Here is a 21,908-nt window from a genome sequence, read left to right as displayed (position 1 = left end):
CTGTCACATCCCTATTCCGATCAAAGTGCAATTCATAAAAAGCTGAAAGGCTTGTTTCGATGATCAAGTTCTCTTTCCTTCGCGCGATGATGGTGGCCTCCGGCCTCATCCTGTCGTTCGTTGCGGTCACGCCGGCCAACGCGGAAGTTCGGCTCAACATCACGAAAGGCAATGTCCAACCGCTGCCGATCGCGATCACCGATTTCATGTCGGGTGACGGTATCGGCGCGCAGGTCTCCGCCGTGGTCGCAGCCGATCTGCAACGCTCGGGGCTGTTTGCGCCGATCAACAAGAGTGCCTTCATCGAGAAGATCAGCAATCCCGACCAGTCGCCACGCTTCGAAGACTGGAAGGTCATCAACGCGCAGGCACTGGTTACCGGCCGCGTGACGAAGGAGGCCGATGGCCGTCTTCGCGCCGAGTTCCGTCTGTGGGATACCTTCGCCGGCCAGCAGATGATGGGTCAGCAGTTCTTTACCCAGCCGGAAAACTGGCGTCGCGTCGCCCATATCATCGCCGATGCGATTTATGAGCGCGTCACTGGTGAAAAGGGCTACTTCGATACCCGCGTCGTTTTCGTTTCCGAAAGCGGTCCGAAGCAGCAGCGCAAGCGCCAGCTTTCCATCATGGACCAGGATGGTTTCAATGTTCGCAACCTGACCAATGGCAACGACCTTGTTCTGACGCCGCGCTTCTCGCCGAACCGCCAGGAAGTCACTTACATGTCGTTTGAGGGCAACCAGCCGCGCGTTTACCTGCTGCAACTGGAAACCGGACAGCGCGAAGTCGTCGGCAACTTCCCCGGCATGACCTTCTCCCCGCGCTTCTCGCCCGATGGTCAGAAGGTGATCATGAGCCTTCAGCAGGAAGGCAACGCCAATATCTACACGATGGATCTGCGCTCGCGTACAACGACGCGTCTGACCAATACCGGCGCGATCGATACGGCTCCGTCCTACTCGCCGGATGGCCAGCGCATCGCGTTCGAAAGCGACCGTGGCGGACGCCAGCAGATCTATGTGATGAATGCCGACGGCTCCGGCCAGACGCGTATTTCCTTCGGCGATGGCGCTTATTCCACGCCGGTCTGGTCTCCGCGTGGCGATCTGATTGCCTTTACCAAGCAGTCGGGCGGCAAGTTCTCCATCGGTGTGATGAAGCCAGATGGCTCCGGCGAGCGCATTCTGACGTCGGGCTTCCACAATGAGGGCCCGACATGGGCGCCGAATGGTCGCGTCCTGATGTTCTTCCGCCAGAACGCAGGCGCCGGTGGCCCGCAGCTCTTTTCCATCGATCTGACTGGCTATAACGAGCAGCAGGTGAAGACACCGACCTATGCTTCCGACCCGGCGTGGTCGCCGCTGCTGGACTGAAGCGTGTCGCGATCTGTGCGATTCGCTGTAGGGCAGTAGCCGTGTGTGACGGTGCATGTCGCACCAGACCGTCGCACAGGCTTGCATGACATATTCGATCAATACCCGTCACATTAGTCCGTAGTCGCGGCTCTTGTGGCGGTTTTGTGGAGAATGCCGGAAATGCGCCTCTTTCTTGCCGCAAATAGCTGTGAGGGAGCAAAAAACTGGGATATTTCCGTTTTGTTAACCATACGCGTTCGGGGGCCGTTAACCTCAATCGGTTAGCGTCTGGCAACGTTATCGAAATCCTAAGGAGAGACCGGCGATGAGCCGTACACACACTTCGGCGCTTAGCCCAATGCAGAAAATCGCCCGCAATCCGGCTGTCATCGCTCTGACGCTCGCTCTGGCACTTGCCGGCTGCGCGAACAAGAAGAACATGCCCAACAGCGCAGGCGATCTCGGCCTCAATGGTGGTGCAGGTTCTGCGACACCCGGTTCGCAGCAGGACTTCACCGTCAATGTCGGCGACCGCATCTTCTTCGATACCGACTCGACCTCGATCCGTGCCGATGCGCAGCAGACCCTGCAGCGCCAGGCTCAGTGGCTTGCTCGTTACCCGAACTACGCCATCACGGTTGAAGGCCATGCCGACGAACGCGGCACGCGCGAATACAACCTGGCACTCGGCGCACGCCGTGCAGCCGCCACCAAGGAATTCCTCGCTTCTCAGGGCGTCCCTGCCAACCGCATGAAGACGATCTCCTACGGCAAGGAACGTCCGGTCGCCGTTTGCGACGACATCTCCTGCTGGTCGCAGAACCGCCGTGCGGTTACCGTTCTTGGCGGCGCTGGCATGTAATTGCCTCGCGCAATCGTGATGAATTTTGCAAAGGCGGCCCCCGGGCCGCCTTTCGTTTTTTTCATAGTTTGGCCGAAGTTAAGTTGCTTTTTCATCGCAGATGGAAAAAATCTGGAGTTGCGCCGCTGGGGCGCAAATCAATGAGACAGGAAGCACTATGAAGAAACTTGTCGTGGCGGGAATGCTGGGGCTTGCAGCCTGCACCGGCTTGAGCGGCACAGCGATGTCGCAGCCGTTGTTCGGTTGGAGTGGGAGCGCTAGCACGACCAACTCGAAGGCTCCGGTGGTCAATGTCCAGGCCAACGAGACCTATCGCGTACAGCAGCTTGAAGAGCAGATCCGCCAGTTGAACGGTCGCATCGAAGAGATGAGCTTCCAGCTTCTCCAGATGCAGGAAACCATTCGCAAGGCGCAGGAAGATAATGAATTCCGCTTCCAGCAGCTGGAAGGTGGCGGTGGCAAGTCTTCCGCACCGGCAGCGACGCCGAAGAAGAAGGCGGAGGCGGATCTTCCGCCCGCCGGCACATCCGGTGGGCCATCTGACGATGTCGCCACCATCATCGGGGAGCCGTCTTCCGACGGCGCTTCGGTGGCAGGCGGTGCCGCTTCGACCGGGCCACGCTCCAATGCCGCACCTGGGGAAACGACGCTCGGCTCCATCGAACTCGATTCTCGCGGCCTGCCGGTTGGCGGTACGTTGAATTCCAATGCCAATAATTCTGCGGGCGCTCTTCCCGGTGTCGCCACCGGCAGCCGTCCGAGTGGTACCGATCCGGTCAATACCGCTGCGCTGACCAGCGAGAACGATATCTATCAGGCAGCCTACAGCCATGTTCTGGCTGGAGACTACAAGCAAGCGGAGCAGGGCTTCGAAAAGTATATTCAGGGCTATCCCAATGGCTCCAAGGCGGCTGATGCCAGCTTCTGGCTTGGCGAAGCGCAATATTCGCAGGGCAAGTTTACCGCTGCCGCAAAGACCTTTCTCGACGGCCACAAGAATTACGGAAAGTCTCCCAAGGCGCCTGAAATGCTTTTGAAGCTCGGCATGTCGCTTGCCGCTCTCGACAATAAAGACACCGCCTGCGCGACCCTGCGCGAGGTGCCCAAGCGCTATCCGAGCGCCTCCAAGACCGTTCTGGGCAAGGTCACCAGCGAACAGAAGCGTATCGGCTGCTGAGCCTGCTCGCAGCCCCTGCCATGGCAACGCCGTCTTCTCCGCTTGCGCCACTTCAGGCAGCGCGGATCTTTCTCGACAGACTTCAAAAGCCCGCCACTCTCCTTGTTGCTGTCTCCGGCGGCAGTGATTCCACCGGCCTGCTTCTTGCGCTCAACGACAGTCTTCGCCTCTTTGCTCAGGTCGATGTCACACTTGAGGTTGTCACCATAGACCACGCTTTGCGGCCCGAGGCTGCCGATGAAGCGGTCGCGGTCGCGCAGTTCTGCCATGCGCTTGCCATCCCCCATCACAGCCTTCGCTGGACTGACGAGAAGCCCAAAACCGGCGTTTCCGCTGCGGCGCGACTGGCGCGCTACCGGCTGATCGGCCAGGTCGCCGACAAGATCGGCGCGACTGCTATCGTCGTTGGCCATACGCGCGACGACCAGCGTGAAACGATTACCATGCGCAGCCATCGCAATGCGGCGCAGGACAGGCCCGGCCTTTCCGGCATGGCCGATGCGGTTCTTTACAATTCCCGGCACTGGGTGCTGCGCCCGTTTCTGAATGTAAGGCGCCAGGATATACGCGATTATCTCGTGACCAAGAACCAGGGCTGGTTCGACGATCCGTCTAACGAGGATGTGAAATATGAACGGGTGCGGGTCCGCAAAACGCCGGAGCCTGTTGATCTGTCCATGGCCGCTCCATCGCTCAAGAGGGCAGAGCTTGCGTCGCGTGCTGCCGCATTCGTTTCCCGCGCCGTCGATGTCTTTCCTGCTGGCCTGATCCGGCTGCACGCAGAGCATCTTGGAGAGAATGCCGGCATTCTTCGCTATGCGATCTCCGCGCTGGCCTGCGTTGCCGGTGGCAGGCCTTATCCGCTCGCCGCCGACAGCCTGGACAGGGTGATGGAATTTCTGGCCGGAGGAATGCCCGGCAGGCTTACGGCGGGGCGCGTCGTCTTCGACCGACGCAAGGACGGACTCTATCTGATGCGGGAAAACCGCGATGTGCCGAGAACAACGATTTCTTCCGGTGCAACGATCGTCTGGGATGGACGGTTCGAGATCACCAATCGCTCGGACGTCGCCATGATCGTGAGCGGCGAAGGTTGCGCCGATACGGCGCGAGAAGGACAGGGCGACTGTCCCGACACAGTTCCTTCAGGCGTCCTCAAGCGTGCGCGGTTGGCGCAGCCTCATCTCAGGCCAGACACGGCTGAAGAGGCGGGAGAGGCGAGGGTTTTGATGGAAGCTATTTCCATCCGTCCATTGCTTGCGCCCTATGACCTGTTCCTGACGCGTTTCGATCTCGACCTGGCCAATGCGATTGCCGTTCGTCTGGGGCGCGAGGCTTATCCGCAGCCCCCGATCACCGGACTTGGCCTGTAACAGGTGGGCGCTTTGGAAAATTGCGTCGAAATTTCGCAGAGTTTTTACCGCAAAACACATCTCCTTCTCCGCTTCGCCTTGGCAACCGCAACTGTCCTCCTTATGTTAGGGGCAACATAATGGCGGGCGGTCATACGTCCGTTGGAGTTCGGGGAGTTCAATGAACCCAAATTTTAGAAATTTCGCCTTGTGGGCGGTGATTGCTCTTCTGCTGATCGCACTTTTCAGCATGTTTCAGACGTCCCCGTCTCAATCCAGCTCACGCGAAATTCCATATTCGCAATTTATTCGTGACGTCGACACTGGCCGTGTCCGTGAAGTGACGGTAACCGGCAACCGCGTACTGGGCACCTATGCCGAGAACGGCACGACATTCCAGACCTATTCTCCAGTGATCGACGACTCGCTGATGGATCGTCTTCAACAGAAGAACGTCACCATCGTCGCACGGCCTGAAAGCGATGGCTCGTCCGGTTTCCTGAGCTATCTGGGCACGCTGTTGCCGATGTTCCTGATCCTTGGCGTCTGGCTGTTTTTCATGCGGCAGATGCAGGGTGGATCGCGTGGCGCGATGGGCTTTGGCAAATCCAAGGCGAAGCTTCTGACCGAAGCGCATGGCCGCGTCACTTTTGACGACGTCGCCGGCGTGGATGAAGCCAAGCAGGATCTGGAAGAAATCGTTGAATTCCTGCGCGATCCGCAGAAGTTCCAGCGTCTGGGCGGTAAGATCCCGCGGGGCGTGCTGCTCGTCGGTCCTCCCGGTACGGGTAAGACGCTTCTGGCGCGCTCGGTTGCCGGTGAGGCCAATGTTCCGTTCTTCACCATTTCCGGTTCCGACTTCGTCGAAATGTTCGTTGGTGTGGGTGCATCTCGCGTCCGCGACATGTTCGAACAGGCGAAGAAAAACGCGCCCTGCATCATCTTCATCGACGAAATCGACGCCGTCGGGCGCCATCGCGGTGCCGGTCTTGGCGGCGGTAACGATGAGCGCGAACAGACGCTGAACCAGCTTCTGGTCGAGATGGATGGCTTCGAAGCCAATGAAGGCATCATCCTGATCGCCGCGACCAACCGTCCGGACGTTCTCGACCCGGCACTTCTGCGCCCAGGCCGTTTCGACCGCCAGGTCGTGGTGCCAAACCCGGATATCGTCGGCCGCGAGCGCATTCTGAAGGTTCACGCCCGTAACGTGCCGCTGGCGCCGAATGTCGACCTCAAAGTTCTGGCACGCGGCACGCCGGGCTTCTCCGGTGCAGACCTGATGAACCTCGTCAACGAAGCAGCCCTGATGGCCGCACGTCGCAACAAGCGTGTCGTCACCATGCAGGAATTCGAAGACGCCAAGGATAAGATCATGATGGGTGCGGAACGCCGCACGACAGCCATGACCGAGGCCGAAAAGAAGCTGACCGCTTACCACGAAGCAGGTCACGCCATTACTGCGCTCAATGTTCCCGTGGCCGATCCGCTGCACAAGGCGACGATCATTCCACGCGGCCGGGCACTCGGCATGGTGATGCAGCTGCCGGAAGGCGACCGCTACTCCATGAGCTACAAGTGGATGGTATCGCGCCTCGTTATCATGATGGGCGGCCGCGTTGCCGAAGAGCTGACCTTCGGCAAGGAAAACATCACCTCTGGCGCGTCTTCGGATATCGAGCAGGCAACCAAGCTTGCGCGTGCCATGGTGACGCAGTGGGGCTTCTCCGACGAGCTCGGTCAAGTCGCCTATGGTGAGAACCAACAGGAGGTCTTCCTTGGTCATTCCGTCTCGCAGTCGAAGAACGTTTCCGAGGCGACGGCGCGCACGATCGATAGCGAAGTTCGCCGTCTGATCGACGAAGCCTACACCGAAGCGCGCCGCATCCTGACCGAGAAGCACGACGAGTTCGTAGCTCTTGCCGAAGGCCTGCTGGAATATGAGACGCTGTCCGGCGAAGAAATCAAGGCACTGTTGCGCGGCGAAAAGCCTTCGCGCGACATGGGCGATGATTCGTCGAGCAGCCGCGGTTCCGCGGTCCCCAAAGCTGGCGTCAAGAAGGACGGCTCGAATGAGGCCAAGGGTGACGGCGAGGCGGAAGGCGGCATGGAACCTCAGCCGCGCTAAATCTCGCACAAAAGTCGATGACAAAAGGCCGCTCCAAAAGGGCGGCCTTTTTGTCTGGCGATTAGCGCGTCCACGTGTTCCGTCATCGTCAGCCTCGATCCGTGGATCCGAAGGCTTCAGCCGCAAGCGATTGAGAACTATCTATCATCGCATCGAGCTTGAGGATGAGTGGGGCAGTGGAGCTTTGCGTCATGGAAAAAGGGCTTGCTGGGAACGCCTCACATCTTAGAGGATGACATACGCGGTTGTCAGATTGCTGCGTCGTGTCACGTGTCTTCCCAGGCAGAACCTTGGCTACCAACCCACGCTTTCCTGGGGAGAAAGGCCGCCACTCACGACATATATTTTGTTTTTGCGGTAATTTACGTGCCGCCAGACGCGCTTTGTGGCATCTAGCGGAAAAGGTTGCCGCCTATCGATGTGTGGCGCCGTCATATATTTGGAGCTCACATGACACGTCGCTATTTCGGAACTGATGGCATTCGCGGGCAGTCGAACGTTTTCCCGATGACCCCGGATCTGGCGATGCGGGTCGGCATTGCCGTTGGCACGATCTTCCGGCGTGGTCATCACCGTCATCGCGTGGTCATCGGCAAGGATACCCGCCTTTCCGGCTATATGCTGGAAAATGCGCTGGTTGCCGGGTTTACCGCTGCCGGTCTCGATGTTTTCCTGCTTGGTCCGATCCCGACGCCTGCCGTCGCCATGCTGACACGCTCGCTTCGTGCCGATATCGGCGTGATGATCTCGGCCTCGCACAATCCTTTTGCCGATAACGGCATCAAGCTTTTCGGCCCGGATGGCTACAAGCTTTCCGACGAGCTTGAGCTCGAAATTGAGGATCTGCTCGACAAGGATATCTATGCGCAGCTTGCCAAGCCGCATGAAATCGGTCGCGCCAAGCGCGTCGATGGCGACATCTATCGCTATATCGAATTCGTCAAGCGGACGCTCCCGCGCGACGTGACGCTGAGCGGTTTGAGGATCGCCATCGATTGCGCCAATGGCGCAGCCTACAAGGTGGCTCCAACGGCGCTGTGGGAACTCGGCGCGGAAGTTGTCACCATAGGCAACGAACCGAACGGTACGAACATCAATTTCGAGTGCGGCTCGACCCATCCCGACGCGCTACAGAAGAAGGTGCATGAGGTGCGCGCCGATATCGGCATTGCGCTCGATGGCGATGCCGACCGCGTGATCATCGTTGATGAGCGTGGGCAGATCGTTGACGGCGACCAGCTGATGGCGACGATTGCCCACAGCTGGGCGGAGGACAATATCTTACGCGGCGGTGGTATTGTCGCAACCGTCATGTCCAATCTCGGGCTCGAGCGCTTCCTTGGCGACAAGGGTCTGACACTTGCGCGCACCAAGGTCGGTGACCGCTACGTTGTCGAACATATGCGCAATCACGATTTCAACGTCGGCGGCGAACAGTCGGGCCATATCGTCCTGTCCGATTACGGCACCACCGGTGACGGTCTTGTCGCAGCACTTCAGGTGCTGGCGCGAGTGAAACGTTCGGGCCGGACGGTCAGCGAGGTGTGCCGCAAGTTCGAGCCCGTCCCGCAACTCCTCAAGAATGTCCGCATCTCCGGCGGCAAACCCTTGGAAAACCCCGTCGTCAAGCAGGCGATTGCCGATGCGGAAAGCGCGCTTGCCAACAAGGGACGTCTTGTCATTCGCCCATCCGGTACCGAACCCTTGATCCGGGTGATGGCGGAAGGCGACGACAGTGCGCAGGTCGAACGCATCGTCAACGATCTCGTCGGCATCATTGCCAACGCGAAGTCGGCTGCCTGACCGGCATTCCCATCGGGCATGTGCCGCTTTAGCGGGAGGCTTCCTTTCCCCGAAAGCAGCCTTACATCCAGAAGACGCGGGAGGTTTCTGCTGCATCGCATAACCGCAGTGCGGTTTCGCGCAAGACCTGCTTTGGAGATTGCTTACACCGACAGCTGGTCAACGCTGGTAGATGCTGGCTTGAGAAACGCATGAAGGCTTTCGTCGGACATTGGTTTTGAGAACAAGTAGCCCTGAATCAGCGTACAGCCCAGCGTTTTGATGACGGCCAACTCGGCTTCGGTTTCCACGCCTTCCACGATTGTGTCCAGGCCCATTTCCCGGCTTAGCGTCAGCAGAGAGCGTACGATATTGTAGCTGGCGGTATCGTCCTGGATGTTTCTGACGAAGCTGCGGTCGATCTTGAGCTTGGTCAGCGGCAGCGAGTGCAGGGATGTCAGGCTCGAATAGCCGGTGCCGAAATCGTCCAATGAGATACCGCAGCCGATCTTGCGCAGCGCTTCGACAGATTTGCGCGCCTGTCGCGTGTCGTGGATGATGGCCGTTTCCGTGATTTCGAGATCAAGCCGTCGTGGATCGAAGCCGCTATTGACGATGATGGCGATAACGGCGAGCGTGGCTTCGGCACTGTTGATGTCCTGGGCGGAGAGATTGAAAGACAGCCTGATAGTGCCGGGCCAGGTTTTCGCCGCGCCTAGAGCCTTTTTTAGCAGAGGTTTCGTCAGCGTGCCGACGATGCCTGCGCGTTCGGCAATCGGAATAAACTGGCTGGGCGTCACCGCTCCCAAGAGCTTGCTGTCCCAGCGCGCCAGAGCCTCAAAGCCCACTGTTTCCCCTGACGTCACGTCTTGGATTGGCTGGTAGACAACGGATAGCTCTGTATCGAGGTCGGCTTTGCGCAAAGCTTGTTCGATGCGTGCATCCCGGTGAATCTCGACGATGTGCCTTGCTGTAAAGAGCGTGCTGTTGCCGCGGTGTTCGCGCTTGCTTTGGTAGAGAGCGTAATCGGCTCGGTCGAAAAGTTCATCCGGGGTCGATGCGACGTTGGGATAGACGGCGATGCCGATCGAGGCCGAGATCATGATCGTTGCGTCCGGCGTTTCGAATGGAATACGCAAAAGACAGCCCATCTTGTTGCCGTCGTTGAGAATCTCATTATCGTTGATCTGACCGGATGTGATGAAGGCGAACTCGTCGCCGCCCAGGCGAGCGAGAAACATGTTGCGTTGATCGCACAACTCGCCCAGCCTTTCGGCCACCTCCCGCAAGAGCCGATCGCCGGCGGAGTGTCCATAAAGGTCGTTCACCGGTTTGAAGCCGTCCAGATCGATGACGCCGACGGCGAGTCTGTCGTCATTCTGCTGCGCCAGCTTGAAGGATGTTTCGAGGTGATGGAAGAATGCGCGCCTGTTCGGCAGGCCGGTCAGGCTGTCGATATTGGCAAGTCTCAGGTTCTCGTTGCTCAGCGCTTCCGTTTTCTGCTGAGCCAGCACCATCTGTTCGAAGTTGTCGTAATTGATTTTCAGAACCACCAGCATGCCGAAACAGACGAGCAGAATGTTGATCGCCGTTGCGACCAACGTCAGATGGCCGCTCGTTGCGAAAAAGACCACGAATGTGCCGTTGACGATCGCCGTCACCATGAGCGCGGCAGAGCGCACATGCATCATGCAGAATATGCAGGAGATGACCGTGATGGCCATGTAGAAGGCGACGTGTGACTTCTGGAAGGCGTCGCCATAGGGATAGAGCGTGCAGGACCAGGCGGTGAACGCGACAGCAATGACCGTGCCGAGGATGTTGACCCGTCTCAGGTTAGCCGAAATCTCCGCAATTTCAGGGACTATGTGCCGTTTGCGCAGCCAGAAGGTGATACGTGCTCCACACATCAGCGTGAAGAGCAGGGGTGTGCCGAGCGACAGCCACACAGGTGCTGTCGATACGTATGTCAACGCCAGCGCCCAAGTGCTCGACAGAAGGATAAAATACATCATCGGCATTTGCCGACTAAAGGCGAGATACTGTGCCCGCAGCAGTTCGGGATTGTCATCAGGTGGGGATGTGATGGCGAAGATGCTTCTCAGGTTCATTTTCAAGCAGGGCCCACTCTGGAACATGTGTTGACCGTCTGGTTCGACGGCTTCTTATCATTGCGTCCTAACCTGCGCGGCGGATAATAGTTTCCATCCTGAAGGCAGTTGTTCCATTCTATACTGGATACCGGTTAATATCGTTCTTTAGAAATACAAATAAGTCGAGGGAATATTGCGGACGTCGTGCAGTTGCGGGCGTCTTTGGGCCTGCAATCCGTGGATGCTCGAAAATGACTGGTTTGGCCAAGAGCATCGTCTGCCATGGGAAATATTACTGTCGTTAAGACAATATTCACCGCATTTATTAGCGAATTAATATTGATTGGGCTGCACGTTAATCGTCACTTAACCAATTTCATTCAGATTCCATAAATGAAGAAATCACTGGTGTATGCCCGCCTGGCGTATACCGCTTATGGAGCCGCCCGTTATGAAGAAGAGCCTGATCGGTATCGTTGCCGTTCTGATGGCAGGTCAACACGCACTTGCTGCGGATGTCTATCAGACAGCCCCTCCTGCCTATATCGAAAGCGCACCGGAAATTCAGGTGAAAGAGGCCAGCGGCTGGTACCTGCGCGGCGATGTCGGCTATTCGTTTAACAAGTTCCGTGGCGGCAGCTTTAACCGCGCTGTGTCTGCATCTGCGATGGAGGATGTGAGCTTCACCAGCGCGTCCCAGAAGGACAGCGTCCTCTTCGGCGCAGGCGTGGGCTATCAGATCAACAATTATCTGCGCACCGACCTGACGGTTGACTATCTCTCGAAGTCTAAATTCCGGGGCACTGCTCCCAGCCTAGAGTCGCACACCTCGCTCCAGGCCTTCGGCCTGATGGCGAACGCCTATGTCGATCTCGGCACCTATGGCCGTGTCACCCCTTATGTCGGCGCAGGTATCGGCGGGGCGCATGTGAAGTGGGACACGTTCAAGACGGATTCCGGTTGCTGCGAATTCGACGGCAAGGGCAGCTGGCGCTTCGCTTACGCTCTTATGGCTGGTGCCACGGTTGATGTCACCTGCGACTTCAAGGCCGATATCGGTTACCGCTTCCGCCAGATCGGCCAAGGGGAGATGTTCGGTCTCAACGGCGCTGCTGGTCCTGGTCGCGACAAGGGCCTGACATCGCATGAGATTCGTCTCGGTGGCCGTTACGTCTTCAATGGTTGCGATACCGCACAGTATATGCCGCCTGCCGATATTCCGGTTCAGCCTGCCGTTTACAAGTAAACGTCACAGATCGAACGTAGAATTAAGCCGCTCGTATCTTCGCGATACGGGCGGCTTTCGTTTGCGCAATGACCGGCAGCTGACGCAGATCGGACAAAATTCTTGAAGCTTGCGACATATTCCGCTTGACGGAAATGGGCGAGAGGAATAGCAACGGTGTCAGGACACTCCACCCTAACGTGGAGCGCCTATCTGGAAGGATAGTCAAATGACAGATATAGTGAAGCCGGACGTCCGTCCGGGCAATACGCATTTTTCTTCAGGTCCCTGCTCGAAGCGCCCCGGTTGGTCGCTAGATGCTCTCTCCGATGCACCGCTCGGTCGCTCGCATCGCGCCAAGGTTGGCAAAGTCAAGCTGAAGCAGGCCATTGATCTCACCCGCGAAATTCTGAATGTTCCTGCCGATTACCGCATCGGTATCGTTCCCGCATCCGACACAGGTGCCGTTGAAATGGCCCTGTGGTCGCTGCTTGGCGAACGTGGCGTCGACATGCTGGCCTGGGAAAGCTTCGGCGCTGGCTGGGTCACCGATGTCGTCAAGCAGTTGAAGCTCAAGGATGTTCGCAAGTTCGAAGCCGATTACGGCCTGCTGCCGAACCTTGCAGAGGTCGATTTCGACCGCGATGTTGTCTTCACCTGGAACGGCACCACATCTGGTGTCCGCGTCCCCAATGCCGATTTCATTCCTGCCGATCGCAAGGGTCTGACCATTTGCGACGCAACCTCTGCGGCTTTTGCGCAGGATCTTGATTTCACAAAGCTCGATGTCACGACCTTCTCCTGGCAGAAGGTTCTGGGCGGCGAGGGTGGCCATGGCGTCATCATTCTGTCGCCACGCGCCGTCGAGCGCCTGACGACCTATGTTCCGGCCTGGCCGCTGCCGAAGATCTTCCGCATGACGTCTGGCGGCAAGCTCATCGAAGGCATCTTCACCGGTGAGACGATCAACACGCCCTCGATGCTCTGCGTCGAAGACTATATTGATGCGCTTCTATGGGCGAAGAACTTGGGTGGCCTCAAGGCGCTGATCGCGCGTGCCGATGCCAATGCCAAGGTCATCTTCGACTTCGTGGCCGAGAACAACTGGATCGCCAATCTGGCGGTTGCGGATGAAACGCGCTCCAACACCTCCGTCTGCCTCAAGATCGTCTGCAAGGATGTTGCAGCGCTTGATGCTGGCGCCCAGGCCGATTTCGCCAAGGGCATGGTTGCCCTTCTCGAAAAGGAAAATGTGGCGCTCGATATTGGTGCTTACCGCGACGCGCCATCAGGTCTGCGTATCTGGGCCGGTGCGACCATCGAAACAGCCGACATGCAGGCCGTGATGCCCTGGCTGAAATGGGCGTTCGAGACCCAGAAGGCAACGCTTGCCAAGGCTGCGGCCTGATCCATTCCGGCCCTGCGAAGTGCAGGGCCGCGCATTCCCGCTGTTAAAGACTGAACCTCTTTTCAAGGAGCCCATACAATGGCACCTCGCGTACTTGTATCTGACGAACTGTCGGAAACCGCCGTTCAAATCTTCCGCGACCGTGGCGTCGAAGTGGATTTCCAGCCGAAGCTCGGCAAGGACAAGGACAAGCTCGCCGAAATCATCGGCAATTATGATGGTCTTGCCATCCGCTCCGCCACCAAGGCGACGGAAAAGCTGATCGAAGCCGCGACCAATCTGAAGGTCATCGGCCGCGCCGGTATCGGCGTCGACAATGTCGATATTCCGGCAGCATCGCGTCGCGGTATCATCGTCATGAACACGCCTTTCGGCAATTCGATCACCACCGCCGAACACGCCATCGCCCTGATGTTTGCTGTTGCCCGCCAGCTTCCGGCGGCTGATGCCTCCACCCAGGCCGGCAAGTGGGAAAAGTCGAAGTTCATGGGTGTCGAAATCACCGGCAAGACGCTCGGCGTCATCGGTGCCGGCAATATCGGCTCCATCGTCTGCTCGCGTGCTCTTGGCCTGAAGATGAACGTCTTGGCCTACGACCCCTTCCTGTCGCCGGAGCGCGCCCAGGAAATGGGTGTGACCAAGGTCGAGCTTGATGAGCTGCTGGCACAGGCCGACTTCATCACGCTTCACGTTCCGATGACTGATAAGACGCGCGGCATCCTGGGCGCGGAAAACCTTGCCAAGACCAAGCCTGGCGTGCGCATCGTCAACTGTGCCCGTGGCGGTCTGGTGGACGAGGCAGCGCTCGCCGATGCCATCAAGTCTGGCCATGTCGCCGGTGCCGGTTTCGACGTCTTCGAGGTCGAGCCCGCCACAGAAAGCCCGCTCTTCGGCCTGCCGAACGTGGTCTGCACGCCCCACCTTGGTGCGTCGACGACGGAAGCACAGGAAAACGTCGCTTTGCAGGTTGCCGAACAGATGTCGGATTACCTCGTCAAGGGTGCGGTTTCCAACGCCATCAACATGCCGTCCATCACCGCTGACGAAGCGCCACGCCTGAAGCCCTTCATCAAGCTTGCCGATGTCCTCGGCTCGTTTGTCGGTCAAGTGCAGGAAAGCGCGACCAAGGAAATCGAAATTCTTTATGATGGCGCAACCGCCAACATGAACACCAAGGCGCTGACGAGCGCGCTTCTGGCCGGTCTCATTCGTCCACAGGTGGCAGACGTCAACATGGTTTCGGCACCGATCATGATCAAGGAAAAGGGCATCATCCTCTCCGAGGTCAAGCGCGACAAGACCGGTGTCTATGACGGCTTCATCAAGCTGACCGTCAAGACGGAAAACCAGGTTCGCTCGGTGGCTGGTACGGTGTTCTCGGATGGCAAGGCACGCTTCATCCAGATCAAGAACATCAACATGGACGCCGATGTCGGTCAGCACATGATCTACATCACCAATACCGACACCCCCGGCATGATCGGCTTCATGGGCACGACGCTCGGTGAAGCGGGCGTCAACATCGCCAACTTCCAGTTGGGCCGTGAAGCCAATGGCGGCGATGCGATTGCGCTTCTCTATGTCGATGGTCCGGTCTCGGAAGAGGTGTTGAACAAGCTGCGCGCCAACCCGGCAATTCGCCAGGTCAAGCCGCTGACCTTCAACATCGACTGATCGGCCCAGGACTTTTTCTCTGATCCTTGAGCCCGGTGCGGATAGTCCGCACCGGGCTTTTTTTCTTGGCTCGTAAGGCGGGTAACTACCACGGGTTGTGTATCACGAAATATTTATGGTTTGAGCTCTCAAAATGAAGACCGATAGTTGCTATATGCCTTCCGTTCTTTGTCGCTCAATGGGAGGGCGACCCAACAGGAGATAACGATGTTTGCTGCCATACGGCGCTTTAAGGGTTTGTTCGCAGTTGCCGCCTTGGGGATCGCGGTGTCATTCGTGGCTGTCGATATGGCAGAAGCACGCCGTGCCAGCGGCGGCTTCGGCAGCCGTGGAACGCGGACCTTTTCGGCACCGCCCGCGACCAATACAGCGCCGGGCCAGGCCGCGCCGATCAACCGTAGTATGACGCCCAACACCAACCCGACGTCTCAGCCGAATTCGGCCCAGCCGGCGCGCCCAACGGCGCAGGCACCGCAGCAGAACCGAGGCATGTTCGGTGGCATGATGGGCGGTCTCATGGGTGGCCTGTTGATGGGCGGCCTGTTCGGCATGCTGATGGGTGGCGGTTTCGGTGGTATGGCAGGCTTCTTCGGCATGCTGCTACAGGTGCTGCTGATCGGCGGTCTTGTGATGCTTGCCATGCGCCTCTTCGCATCGCGTCGCCAGGGCCAGCCGGCCTATGGCGGAGCTTCCAGCTCAAACAATGCGCGTAACGACTATTCCGGCAATGACGGAAAAGGGCAGGGTGGCTTCAAGATCCCGCAGATGGGTTCCAGAGCCGGCGCCTTTGGTGGCGCTGCTGCGGCAACGGCGGCTGCCGCGCCAGCTGCGCCGAAGCCCGCGCCGCATGAAAACGCCATGTCCGAAGGCGATGAAATCGGCGTGACGCATGGTGACCTCGAAACCTTTCAGCACATGTTGCAGCAGGTACAGTCTGCCTATGCTGCCGAGGACTACGGTACGCTTCGCAAGCTGACCACACCGGAAGCCATGTCCTATCTGGCCGAAGAGCTCAGCGATCACGCAACGAGCGGCGTGAAGAACGACGTGCGCGATGTGACGCTACTCCAGGGCGACGTTGCGGAAGCATGGCATGAAAACGGTCAGGATTACGCCACTGTCGCTATGCGCTACTCGGCAATCGACATCATGCGTGATCGCACCACCGGAAAGGTGATTGAAGGCAACGAGCACGAGCCGGAAGAATCGACCGAGATGTGGACCTTCGTTCGCAAGGATGGTTCCGAGTGGCAGGTCGCAGCCATCCAGGCTGCGGCGTAAGCTCTCACTTTCTTAAATAATAAAGGCGCCGGGATTTGTATTCCGGCGCCTTTTTGTTTTTATCGCTTTGCACTGGTCAGCAGTCGCTTTCGGCAGATGCCTTGAATGCCGGAAAAAGGAGCGCCGCATCCTTGTCCATTTATTGCCTTTTTTTGTTCATCCCGCATTCAGTCGCAGCCTTTTAACCCAGAAAGGCACACGTCAACGTGAACCGCTCGCGTTTTAGCAAATGCGCGCATAGGCGGAACCGCCGCCTTCTATTCGCGTTGACAATCCGAACTTCGGGCCGACCCACGGACAAACCCGAGTAGAGGAACACGGCGACCGATCATAAGCGCGGTCCGCGAAATGGAGAGCTTTAACGATGAAACGCTTCGACCTGATCGACGGGATGCGCGGCTATTTCCTCGTCTTTATGCTGATCAACCATCTGGTCTTCGCAGGCGGTTTCTGGCTGGTGGAAATCAACCACCGTCAGTTTGCCTTCGTTGAGGACGCGCAGGGCTTCGTGTTCCTGTCCGGCCTGCTGATCGGCATGGTGTATGCCCGCAAGATGGTGAAATACGGCTACGAGGCCGGGCGCGACATGATTTGGAACCGCGCCCTTGAACTGTACAAATACGCAATGGGGCTGGTGATCGCAGTCCTCTTCGCGCGCATGGTCATCCCGCATGCGCCTTACATTTGGTACAACTGGCTCGGCATGACATCGTTTGACGATCCGCTGCGGTTGGCAGCGATTGCCACCTTCCTGTTCCAGCCGACCTTCATGGACATTCTGCCGCAATATATCGTCTACATGGTGTTCGCGCCGTTCCTGGTGAAGCTCTGCCTCGACGGCAAATGGGCCTACGTCATGGCCGGTTCGCTCCTGGTGTGGATGGCGGGTCAGCTCGGTCTGCAGCAGCTTTTCACCACGCCGATGAACGAGGTGGTGAAGGGGGTAGACGAGCAGGGCATTCGCGTCAGCTTCAACCTGTTCGGCTGGCAGCTTGTGTTCTATACCGCCTTGGTACTGGGTGCGATGACGGCGCAGAACCGCATTCCGTGGACGAAGATTTTCTCGCCGGAGCGCAGCTGGATTGCAAAGGCCGCGCTGATCGTCTGCGTCTTTTTCGTTCCGCTGCGTATTGCGACGGCCTGGAATCTGATGCCGGAATTCATGCTCGGCAAGTTCTCGACCATGGAAATCCGCGCCGATTTCGGCCCGGTCTACCTGATCAACTTCCTGGCGGTTGGCGTTGGCCTGACATGGCTTATCATTGCCGGTCCGAAGCATCACAACCCGATCGTACAAAAGATCGCCGCTGGCGTGATCTGGGTGCTGTCTCTGAAGTTTCTGCAGCTTCTCGGCCGCCACTCGCTTCAGGTCTATGTCTGGCATGTCGCCATCGTCTACGGCATCTACTACCTGGATGGCCGCACTGCGGAACTGACGCAAATCCAGAAGACCGCGATTGCCGTCGTCGGCATTGCGATGCTGGCAATCCCAGCCCTCTGGCGCGAACGCGACAAGTGGATCGGCGACAGCCAGAAGACTGCTGGCGCCTGATACGGCAACACAGCGACAATCCTCTACGGGGTGGCACGTGCCGCCCCGTACTTGCGTTTCAGGGCTTTTCTTTCTATATGCAGCGCTTGAAAATCCAAGCTTCCATGTCTCGCTTGAGGCTGAGCTTCATGGATTTGACGACAGGCGGCGGGGCCTTTACCCCCGTTATGACTGACGATTGGAAAAACCTTGAATACGCTCGACTTTGACAAGAAGCCGGAAGACACCCGGATTGTCGTTGCCATGTCCGGTGGCGTCGATTCCTCCGTAGTGGCCGGCATTCTCAAGCGTGAGGGCTATGACGTCCTCGGCATTACCCTCCAGCTTTACGACCACGGCGCCGCCGTTCATCGCGCCGGCTCCTGTTGTGCGGGCCAAGATATCGACGATGCGCGTCGCGTCTGCGAAACGCTCGGCATTCCCCATTATGTGCTGGATTATGAAGCGCGCTTTCGCGAAACCGTGATCAACCCGTTTGCAGAAGCTTATGCCATGGGCGAAACGCCTGTGCCCTGCGTTGCCTGCAACCAGACGGTCAAGTTTGCCGATCTGCTCGCCACCGCCCAGGAACTGGGTGCAGATGCACTGGCGACAGGTCACTACATCCGCTCGCGTCGTAACCCCGTGCCGGGCAATCCCAACCGCCGCGCGCTCTATCGCCCGATCGATAGCGACCGTGACCAGAGCTGGTTCCTGTTTGCCACCACGCAGGAGCAGATCGACTATTTACGCTTTCCGCTTGGCGGGCTGTCCAAGGCGGAAACACGTGCGCTGGCGGAAGAGATGGGGCTTGTCGTTGCGAAGAAGGCGGACAGCCAGGACATCTGTTTCGTGCCGCAGGGCAAGTATACCGATATCATCAACAAGCTGAAGCCAAATGCAGCGCTTGTGGGTGATATCGTGCATCTGGACGGCCGCGTGCTTGGCCGCCATGACGGTATCGTGCATTACACCATCGGCCAGCGCCGCGGCATCGGTGTCGCAACAGGCGAGCCGCTCTATGTGGTGCATCTCGACGCCCGTGGCCGCCGCGTGATCGTGGGCCCGCGCGAGGCGCTGGAAACCCACCGCGTCTATCTGCGTGACATGAACTGGCTGGGCGACGGCGCGCTTGAAGACGACGCCGCTGGTGGCTTCGCCTGTTTCGCCAAGGTCCGCTCCACCCGCCCACCGGCAGAGGCCGTTCTCCATACAGACGAGAAGGGCATCTATGTGGATCTCGCCATCGGCGAGGCCGGCATCGCACCTGGCCAGGCTTGCGTTCTCTACTCCGCACCCGGACCAGACGCCCGCGTCTATGGCGGCGGTTTTATCGAGCGTTCGGAGCGCTCCGCGGAAGCGGAAGCATCGCTCAAAGCGCTGCTCGCCAACCCGGTCGCAGCCTGAAATCGGGCCGTGGGCTGGGGCTGTAGAAAGACTGACTTTTTGCGCAGGTTGCGCTTGACACCTTGGGGAGCGGCACCTTATAAGCCGCTCATCCTGATGAAACGGGCCGCAGATCGCAGCTTTGTTTCCCTCGTGGCGGGGTAGCTCAGGTGGTTAGAGCAGCGGAATCATAATCCGCGTGTCGGGGGTTCAAGTCCCTCTCCCGCTACCATTCTCTCACTAGTTGTTTTAGCTTCAGCAGATCAAGATCTTGGATAGTGCTGAACGCGTGCGCCTTGCCCGTTGTTTATCAGGTTAAACCGCCGTCCTATCAAATGCGCTGCATCACAACGCACTCACGACAACCAGCCCGACCAAGAAGATTATGACCAATGGCACCATGACGCGACGCACTTTGCGTTCCGCTTTGGTTTTTGGTGTGTTGGCGCCGCCGAACAGGCTGCCCAAGAGCGATTCAATGAAGCATGAGATCATTCCAGTTTAACCGTTCACGCAGTTGGGAATGGAGCCCGCCTGAATGGCGGGCTCCATGATTTTACCAGCGGTAGTCATATCCGCCTCTACGCCACTCACGCTCGCGCTCCCACGCTCGGCGCTCGTGCCATTCTCGTCTCGCCTGACGCTCGCGCCACTCTCTCCGGGCTTCCCACGGATCTCTGCGATCCCAGGCACGCTCGTAACGCGGGGGTCCGTTTGGACGGCAGAAGCCACGCGGCGAGAGGTGGTATCCACGCCCGCAGGCATAATCGACCGTCTGGATATCGCTCATCGTGGGTGCTGCAGGCTGGGCGAGAGGCATTGCACTCGCGCCTGTTCCCATCAAACCGCTGACCAGTAACGCAACGCTTAGAACGATCTTGCGCATTTTCATCACTCCTCTGTGAGTGACCTCATTTAGCTCTCGGTCGCGTGAACGGCTTCTGAATGGATTTTGATCATTTCATGGCAAAAAGGTGCCTGGATGCCTGGAAGCAATCCGGCCACTTCGTGCCATGTATTTCTTTTAACGTCGCCGGTAGATGGAGTTGTTCGCCCCGCTATCGGCCCAGTCCCTGCCGTTTTCGCGGCGCCAGTCACATCGCCCCGCATAGGGATGGGAGACGTCGTTCTGTCCGTAACCACAGGATTGACCGCGTGCGCCCATGCTGCCGTATCCGGCGCCGTTGTAACGGTCATCGACGCAACTGCTCAAAAAGCCGATCGATAAAAGGCAAATTGCTGCGCTTAGAAATTTCATATCTTTTCTCCAGGTGAGTGAGAACAACTGTCTCTTACGTTCTCGGTTCCTCGCGACCGGGAAGCATCCGTGCTTGTTCTGACGTTTGTGGGGCGTTCTTGAGTCGCCACCGGTTTGTTCCGCCACAGCGGAAATATATAAATAGGAACAGAGTGGCCTCCGACTTGTTGGATTAGCGTAACGACAACAACGCTTGGAGGAAAGCAGATGAAGAAGATTCTCGTTGGAACGGTTTTTGCGTTGAGTTTTGCGTCTTTGGCGATGGCTCAGGGTGCGGGTAGTGGTTCTGGAGGCGCTGGTGGCTATGGCGCTGCCGGTGCGGGTTCCAGCTCAAGTTCTGATGGTACCGGTACTGGCGCAGGCGCTGGCGGTGCGTCTGGTACTGGCGCATCCGGAACCGGTTCATCCGGCGCTGGCACGACCGGCTCAGGCACGACGACCGCACCTGGCACAACGGCGCCTGGCACGAATGGCTCCGGTGCCGCATCTCCCACGCCAAATTCTGATACCAACAACACCGACTGCGCGCCCGGTGCAAATGGAAATCAGGGCACAACAGCCGGCAACTCATCTCAGACAAATTGCCCGGCCAATTAACGTGCAGGCATAAACATGACAGAAGGGAGCGCTGGCTTGCCAGGCTCCCTTTCCTGTATCGCAACTTAACACAAGCTCCCTAAGGCATCCACATGGAATCTCAGCGCCGAAGAGGGCGAAAGCTTCGACATCATAGAGGCTGAGGTAAAAACTGCTCGCAGCCGAAAGGGTGTGGCGATTTCTCGCGTGTGGACATCGGAAAACCGTCGCAGAGCTTAACCTTGGTGTAGGCCAGTTCACGAATGTCGTTGATAAAATACCACACGGCTGGAACTCTGCTTCACCCTACGGTCTTATAAATGTTAGTGTTGTCTTATGTTTGTCACATAGCGTGATCGCGGCTTCGCACTACGGAGCAAAATGTGGGCGCACGGTAGGGTTGCGCCCGTTTGGAGAGGGATATGGATTGCCTTTTAGGCAAGGACATCAACGAGGTAGGGTATTATTCCTGGGACGTCACCGAGAACTGGCTTTCGCTAGACCGGGTGAGTGCCGCGATCTGCGGGTTTTCGGAGGCGGAAGGGGCGGAGGGAATGACGATCGAGGCGTTTCTGATGAGGGTCGCACCATCCAGCCGGGAAAGAGTAGCGAAGGCCATCCACGACAATCTCCTCAATGGCAACCTGTACCAGGAGGATTATGAGATCGAAATCGATCCTGAGCGTTATCGGTGGATCAGAGTTGGGGGCCGGATCATTTACGATCGAGACAGGATGCCGATCAAAGGTGTTGGCTGGATGATAGACATAACTGTAGAAAAACTGCTTGGCGGTGTGGGGCTGCGCCAGTAAAATCACAC

Annotated in this window: 17 protein-coding genes and 1 tRNA gene; 15 read left to right on the top strand and 3 right to left on the bottom strand. The window is 58.2% G+C overall.

Annotated features, from left to right (window positions below):
- Positions 1-59: 59 nt before the first annotated feature.
- The 6 genes from tolB (at position 60) to glmM (ending at position 8,677) form a co-directional block, all read left to right on the top strand.
- Entirely contained in the window at positions 60-1,373 is a 1,314-nt protein-coding gene (gene tolB, locus QZ862_RS00690) for a Tol-Pal system beta propeller repeat protein TolB (protein ID WP_296020579.1), read from the top strand.
- Between the two features lie 307 nt (positions 1,374-1,680).
- Entirely contained in the window at positions 1,681-2,217 is a 537-nt protein-coding gene (gene pal, locus QZ862_RS00685; protein ID WP_296020577.1) for a peptidoglycan-associated lipoprotein Pal, read from the top strand.
- A 157-nt stretch (positions 2,218-2,374) separates the two neighbouring features.
- A complete protein-coding gene (gene ybgF, locus QZ862_RS00680; protein WP_296096811.1) occupies positions 2,375-3,394 on the top strand; it encodes a tol-pal system protein YbgF in 1,020 nt (339 codons plus the stop codon).
- Between the two features lie 20 nt (positions 3,395-3,414).
- A complete protein-coding gene (gene tilS / locus QZ862_RS00675; RefSeq protein ID WP_296096808.1) occupies positions 3,415-4,767 on the top strand; it encodes a tRNA lysidine(34) synthetase TilS in 1,353 nt (450 codons plus the stop codon).
- 160 nt (positions 4,768-4,927) lie between these two features.
- Positions 4,928-6,874: an ATP-dependent zinc metalloprotease FtsH gene (gene ftsH, locus QZ862_RS00670; protein WP_296020570.1), complete on the top strand. Its 1,947-nt coding sequence runs from the start codon at positions 4,928-4,930 to the stop codon at positions 6,872-6,874.
- A 450-nt stretch (positions 6,875-7,324) separates the two neighbouring features.
- On the top strand, positions 7,325-8,677 hold the full coding sequence (gene glmM / locus QZ862_RS00665; protein ID WP_296020568.1) for a phosphoglucosamine mutase: 1,353 nt from the start codon (positions 7,325-7,327) through the stop codon (positions 8,675-8,677).
- 143 nt (positions 8,678-8,820) lie between these two features.
- Here the strand turns inward: glmM and QZ862_RS00660 are convergent, their stop codons facing one another.
- Entirely contained in the window at positions 8,821-10,767 is a 1,947-nt protein-coding gene (locus QZ862_RS00660; protein ID WP_296096805.1) for an EAL domain-containing protein, read from the bottom strand.
- Between the two features lie 433 nt (positions 10,768-11,200).
- On the opposite strand from QZ862_RS00660, the gene QZ862_RS00655 reads away from it, so the two are divergent.
- The 7 genes from QZ862_RS00655 (at position 11,201) to QZ862_RS00625 (ending at position 19,486) form a co-directional block, all read left to right on the top strand.
- Positions 11,201-11,995 carry an outer membrane protein gene (locus tag QZ862_RS00655; protein ID WP_296036278.1) on the top strand — a complete coding sequence of 265 codons (795 nt, stop codon included), beginning with the start codon at positions 11,201-11,203 and terminating at the stop codon, positions 11,993-11,995.
- Positions 11,996-12,203: 208 nt separating this feature from the next.
- A complete protein-coding gene (locus QZ862_RS00650; protein ID WP_296096803.1) occupies positions 12,204-13,382 on the top strand; it encodes a phosphoserine transaminase in 1,179 nt (392 codons plus the stop codon).
- A gap of 78 nt (positions 13,383-13,460) precedes the next feature.
- Positions 13,461-15,056: a phosphoglycerate dehydrogenase gene (serA, locus tag QZ862_RS00645; protein ID WP_296078579.1), complete on the top strand. Its 1,596-nt coding sequence runs from the start codon at positions 13,461-13,463 to the stop codon at positions 15,054-15,056.
- Positions 15,057-15,263: 207 nt separating this feature from the next.
- Positions 15,264-16,337 (top strand): Tim44 domain-containing protein, encoded by a 1,074-nt coding sequence (locus QZ862_RS00640; RefSeq protein WP_296096800.1) that lies wholly within the window; start codon positions 15,264-15,266, stop codon positions 16,335-16,337.
- A gap of 364 nt (positions 16,338-16,701) precedes the next feature.
- Complete coding sequence (opgC, locus tag QZ862_RS00635) at positions 16,702-17,889, top strand: OpgC domain-containing protein (protein WP_296020556.1); 1,188 nt, start codon at positions 16,702-16,704, stop codon at positions 17,887-17,889.
- 189 nt (positions 17,890-18,078) lie between these two features.
- Positions 18,079-19,275 carry a tRNA 2-thiouridine(34) synthase MnmA gene (gene mnmA / locus QZ862_RS00630; protein ID WP_296096797.1) on the top strand — a complete coding sequence of 399 codons (1,197 nt, stop codon included), beginning with the start codon at positions 18,079-18,081 and terminating at the stop codon, positions 19,273-19,275.
- A gap of 134 nt (positions 19,276-19,409) precedes the next feature.
- Positions 19,410-19,486: transfer RNA gene (locus tag QZ862_RS00625), tRNA-Met, on the top strand.
- Between the two features lie 324 nt (positions 19,487-19,810).
- Here the strand turns inward: QZ862_RS00625 and QZ862_RS00620 are convergent.
- Together QZ862_RS00620 and QZ862_RS00615 are read right to left on the bottom strand one after the other, a co-directional pair.
- Positions 19,811-20,140 (bottom strand): hypothetical protein, encoded by a 330-nt coding sequence (locus tag QZ862_RS00620; protein WP_296078338.1) that lies wholly within the window; start codon positions 20,138-20,140, stop codon positions 19,811-19,813.
- A 138-nt stretch (positions 20,141-20,278) separates the two neighbouring features.
- Positions 20,279-20,512, bottom strand: coding sequence for a hypothetical protein (locus QZ862_RS00615; protein WP_296016670.1), 234 nt, complete (start codon positions 20,510-20,512; stop codon positions 20,279-20,281).
- Positions 20,513-20,719: 207 nt separating this feature from the next.
- Here QZ862_RS00615 and QZ862_RS00610 point away from each other — a divergent pair, with 207 nt between their 5' ends.
- Together QZ862_RS00610 and QZ862_RS00605 are read left to right on the top strand one after the other, a co-directional pair.
- Positions 20,720-21,109 (top strand): hypothetical protein, encoded by a 390-nt coding sequence (locus tag QZ862_RS00610; protein WP_296096795.1) that lies wholly within the window; start codon positions 20,720-20,722, stop codon positions 21,107-21,109.
- 401 nt (positions 21,110-21,510) lie between these two features.
- Positions 21,511-21,900 carry a PAS domain-containing protein gene (locus QZ862_RS00605; RefSeq protein WP_296016675.1) on the top strand — a complete coding sequence of 130 codons (390 nt, stop codon included), beginning with the start codon at positions 21,511-21,513 and terminating at the stop codon, positions 21,898-21,900.
- Positions 21,901-21,908: the final 8 nt, after the last annotated feature.

The sequence above is a fragment of the uncultured Agrobacterium sp. genome, from assembly GCA_913777615.1.
Classification (GTDB): domain Bacteria; phylum Pseudomonadota; class Alphaproteobacteria; order Rhizobiales; family Rhizobiaceae; genus Agrobacterium.
This window is presented reverse-complemented; position numbering and strand designations above follow the sequence as displayed.

Coding starts and splice junctions, on each gene's coding strand:
- tolB (WP_296020579.1), top strand. CDS start 60: ATGATCAAGTTCTCTTTCCTTCGCGCGATGATGGTGGCCTCCGGCCTC.
- pal (WP_296020577.1), top strand. CDS start 1,681: ATGAGCCGTACACACACTTCGGCGCTTAGCCCAATGCAGAAAATCGCC.
- ybgF (WP_296096811.1), top strand. CDS start 2,375: ATGAAGAAACTTGTCGTGGCGGGAATGCTGGGGCTTGCAGCCTGCACC.
- tilS (WP_296096808.1), top strand. CDS start 3,415: ATGGCAACGCCGTCTTCTCCGCTTGCGCCACTTCAGGCAGCGCGGATC.
- ftsH (WP_296020570.1), top strand. CDS start 4,928: ATGAACCCAAATTTTAGAAATTTCGCCTTGTGGGCGGTGATTGCTCTT.
- glmM (WP_296020568.1), top strand. CDS start 7,325: ATGACACGTCGCTATTTCGGAACTGATGGCATTCGCGGGCAGTCGAAC.
- QZ862_RS00660 (WP_296096805.1), bottom strand. CDS start 10,767: ATGAACCTGAGAAGCATCTTCGCCATCACATCCCCACCTGATGACAAT.
- QZ862_RS00655 (WP_296036278.1), top strand. CDS start 11,201: ATGAAGAAGAGCCTGATCGGTATCGTTGCCGTTCTGATGGCAGGTCAA.
- QZ862_RS00650 (WP_296096803.1), top strand. CDS start 12,204: ATGACAGATATAGTGAAGCCGGACGTCCGTCCGGGCAATACGCATTTT.
- serA (WP_296078579.1), top strand. CDS start 13,461: ATGGCACCTCGCGTACTTGTATCTGACGAACTGTCGGAAACCGCCGTT.
- QZ862_RS00640 (WP_296096800.1), top strand. CDS start 15,264: ATGTTTGCTGCCATACGGCGCTTTAAGGGTTTGTTCGCAGTTGCCGCC.
- opgC (WP_296020556.1), top strand. CDS start 16,702: ATGAAACGCTTCGACCTGATCGACGGGATGCGCGGCTATTTCCTCGTC.
- QZ862_RS00620 (WP_296078338.1), bottom strand. CDS start 20,140: ATGCGCAAGATCGTTCTAAGCGTTGCGTTACTGGTCAGCGGTTTGATG.
- QZ862_RS00615 (WP_296016670.1), bottom strand. CDS start 20,512: ATGAAATTTCTAAGCGCAGCAATTTGCCTTTTATCGATCGGCTTTTTG.
- QZ862_RS00610 (WP_296096795.1), top strand. CDS start 20,720: ATGAAGAAGATTCTCGTTGGAACGGTTTTTGCGTTGAGTTTTGCGTCT.
- QZ862_RS00605 (WP_296016675.1), top strand. CDS start 21,511: ATGGATTGCCTTTTAGGCAAGGACATCAACGAGGTAGGGTATTATTCC.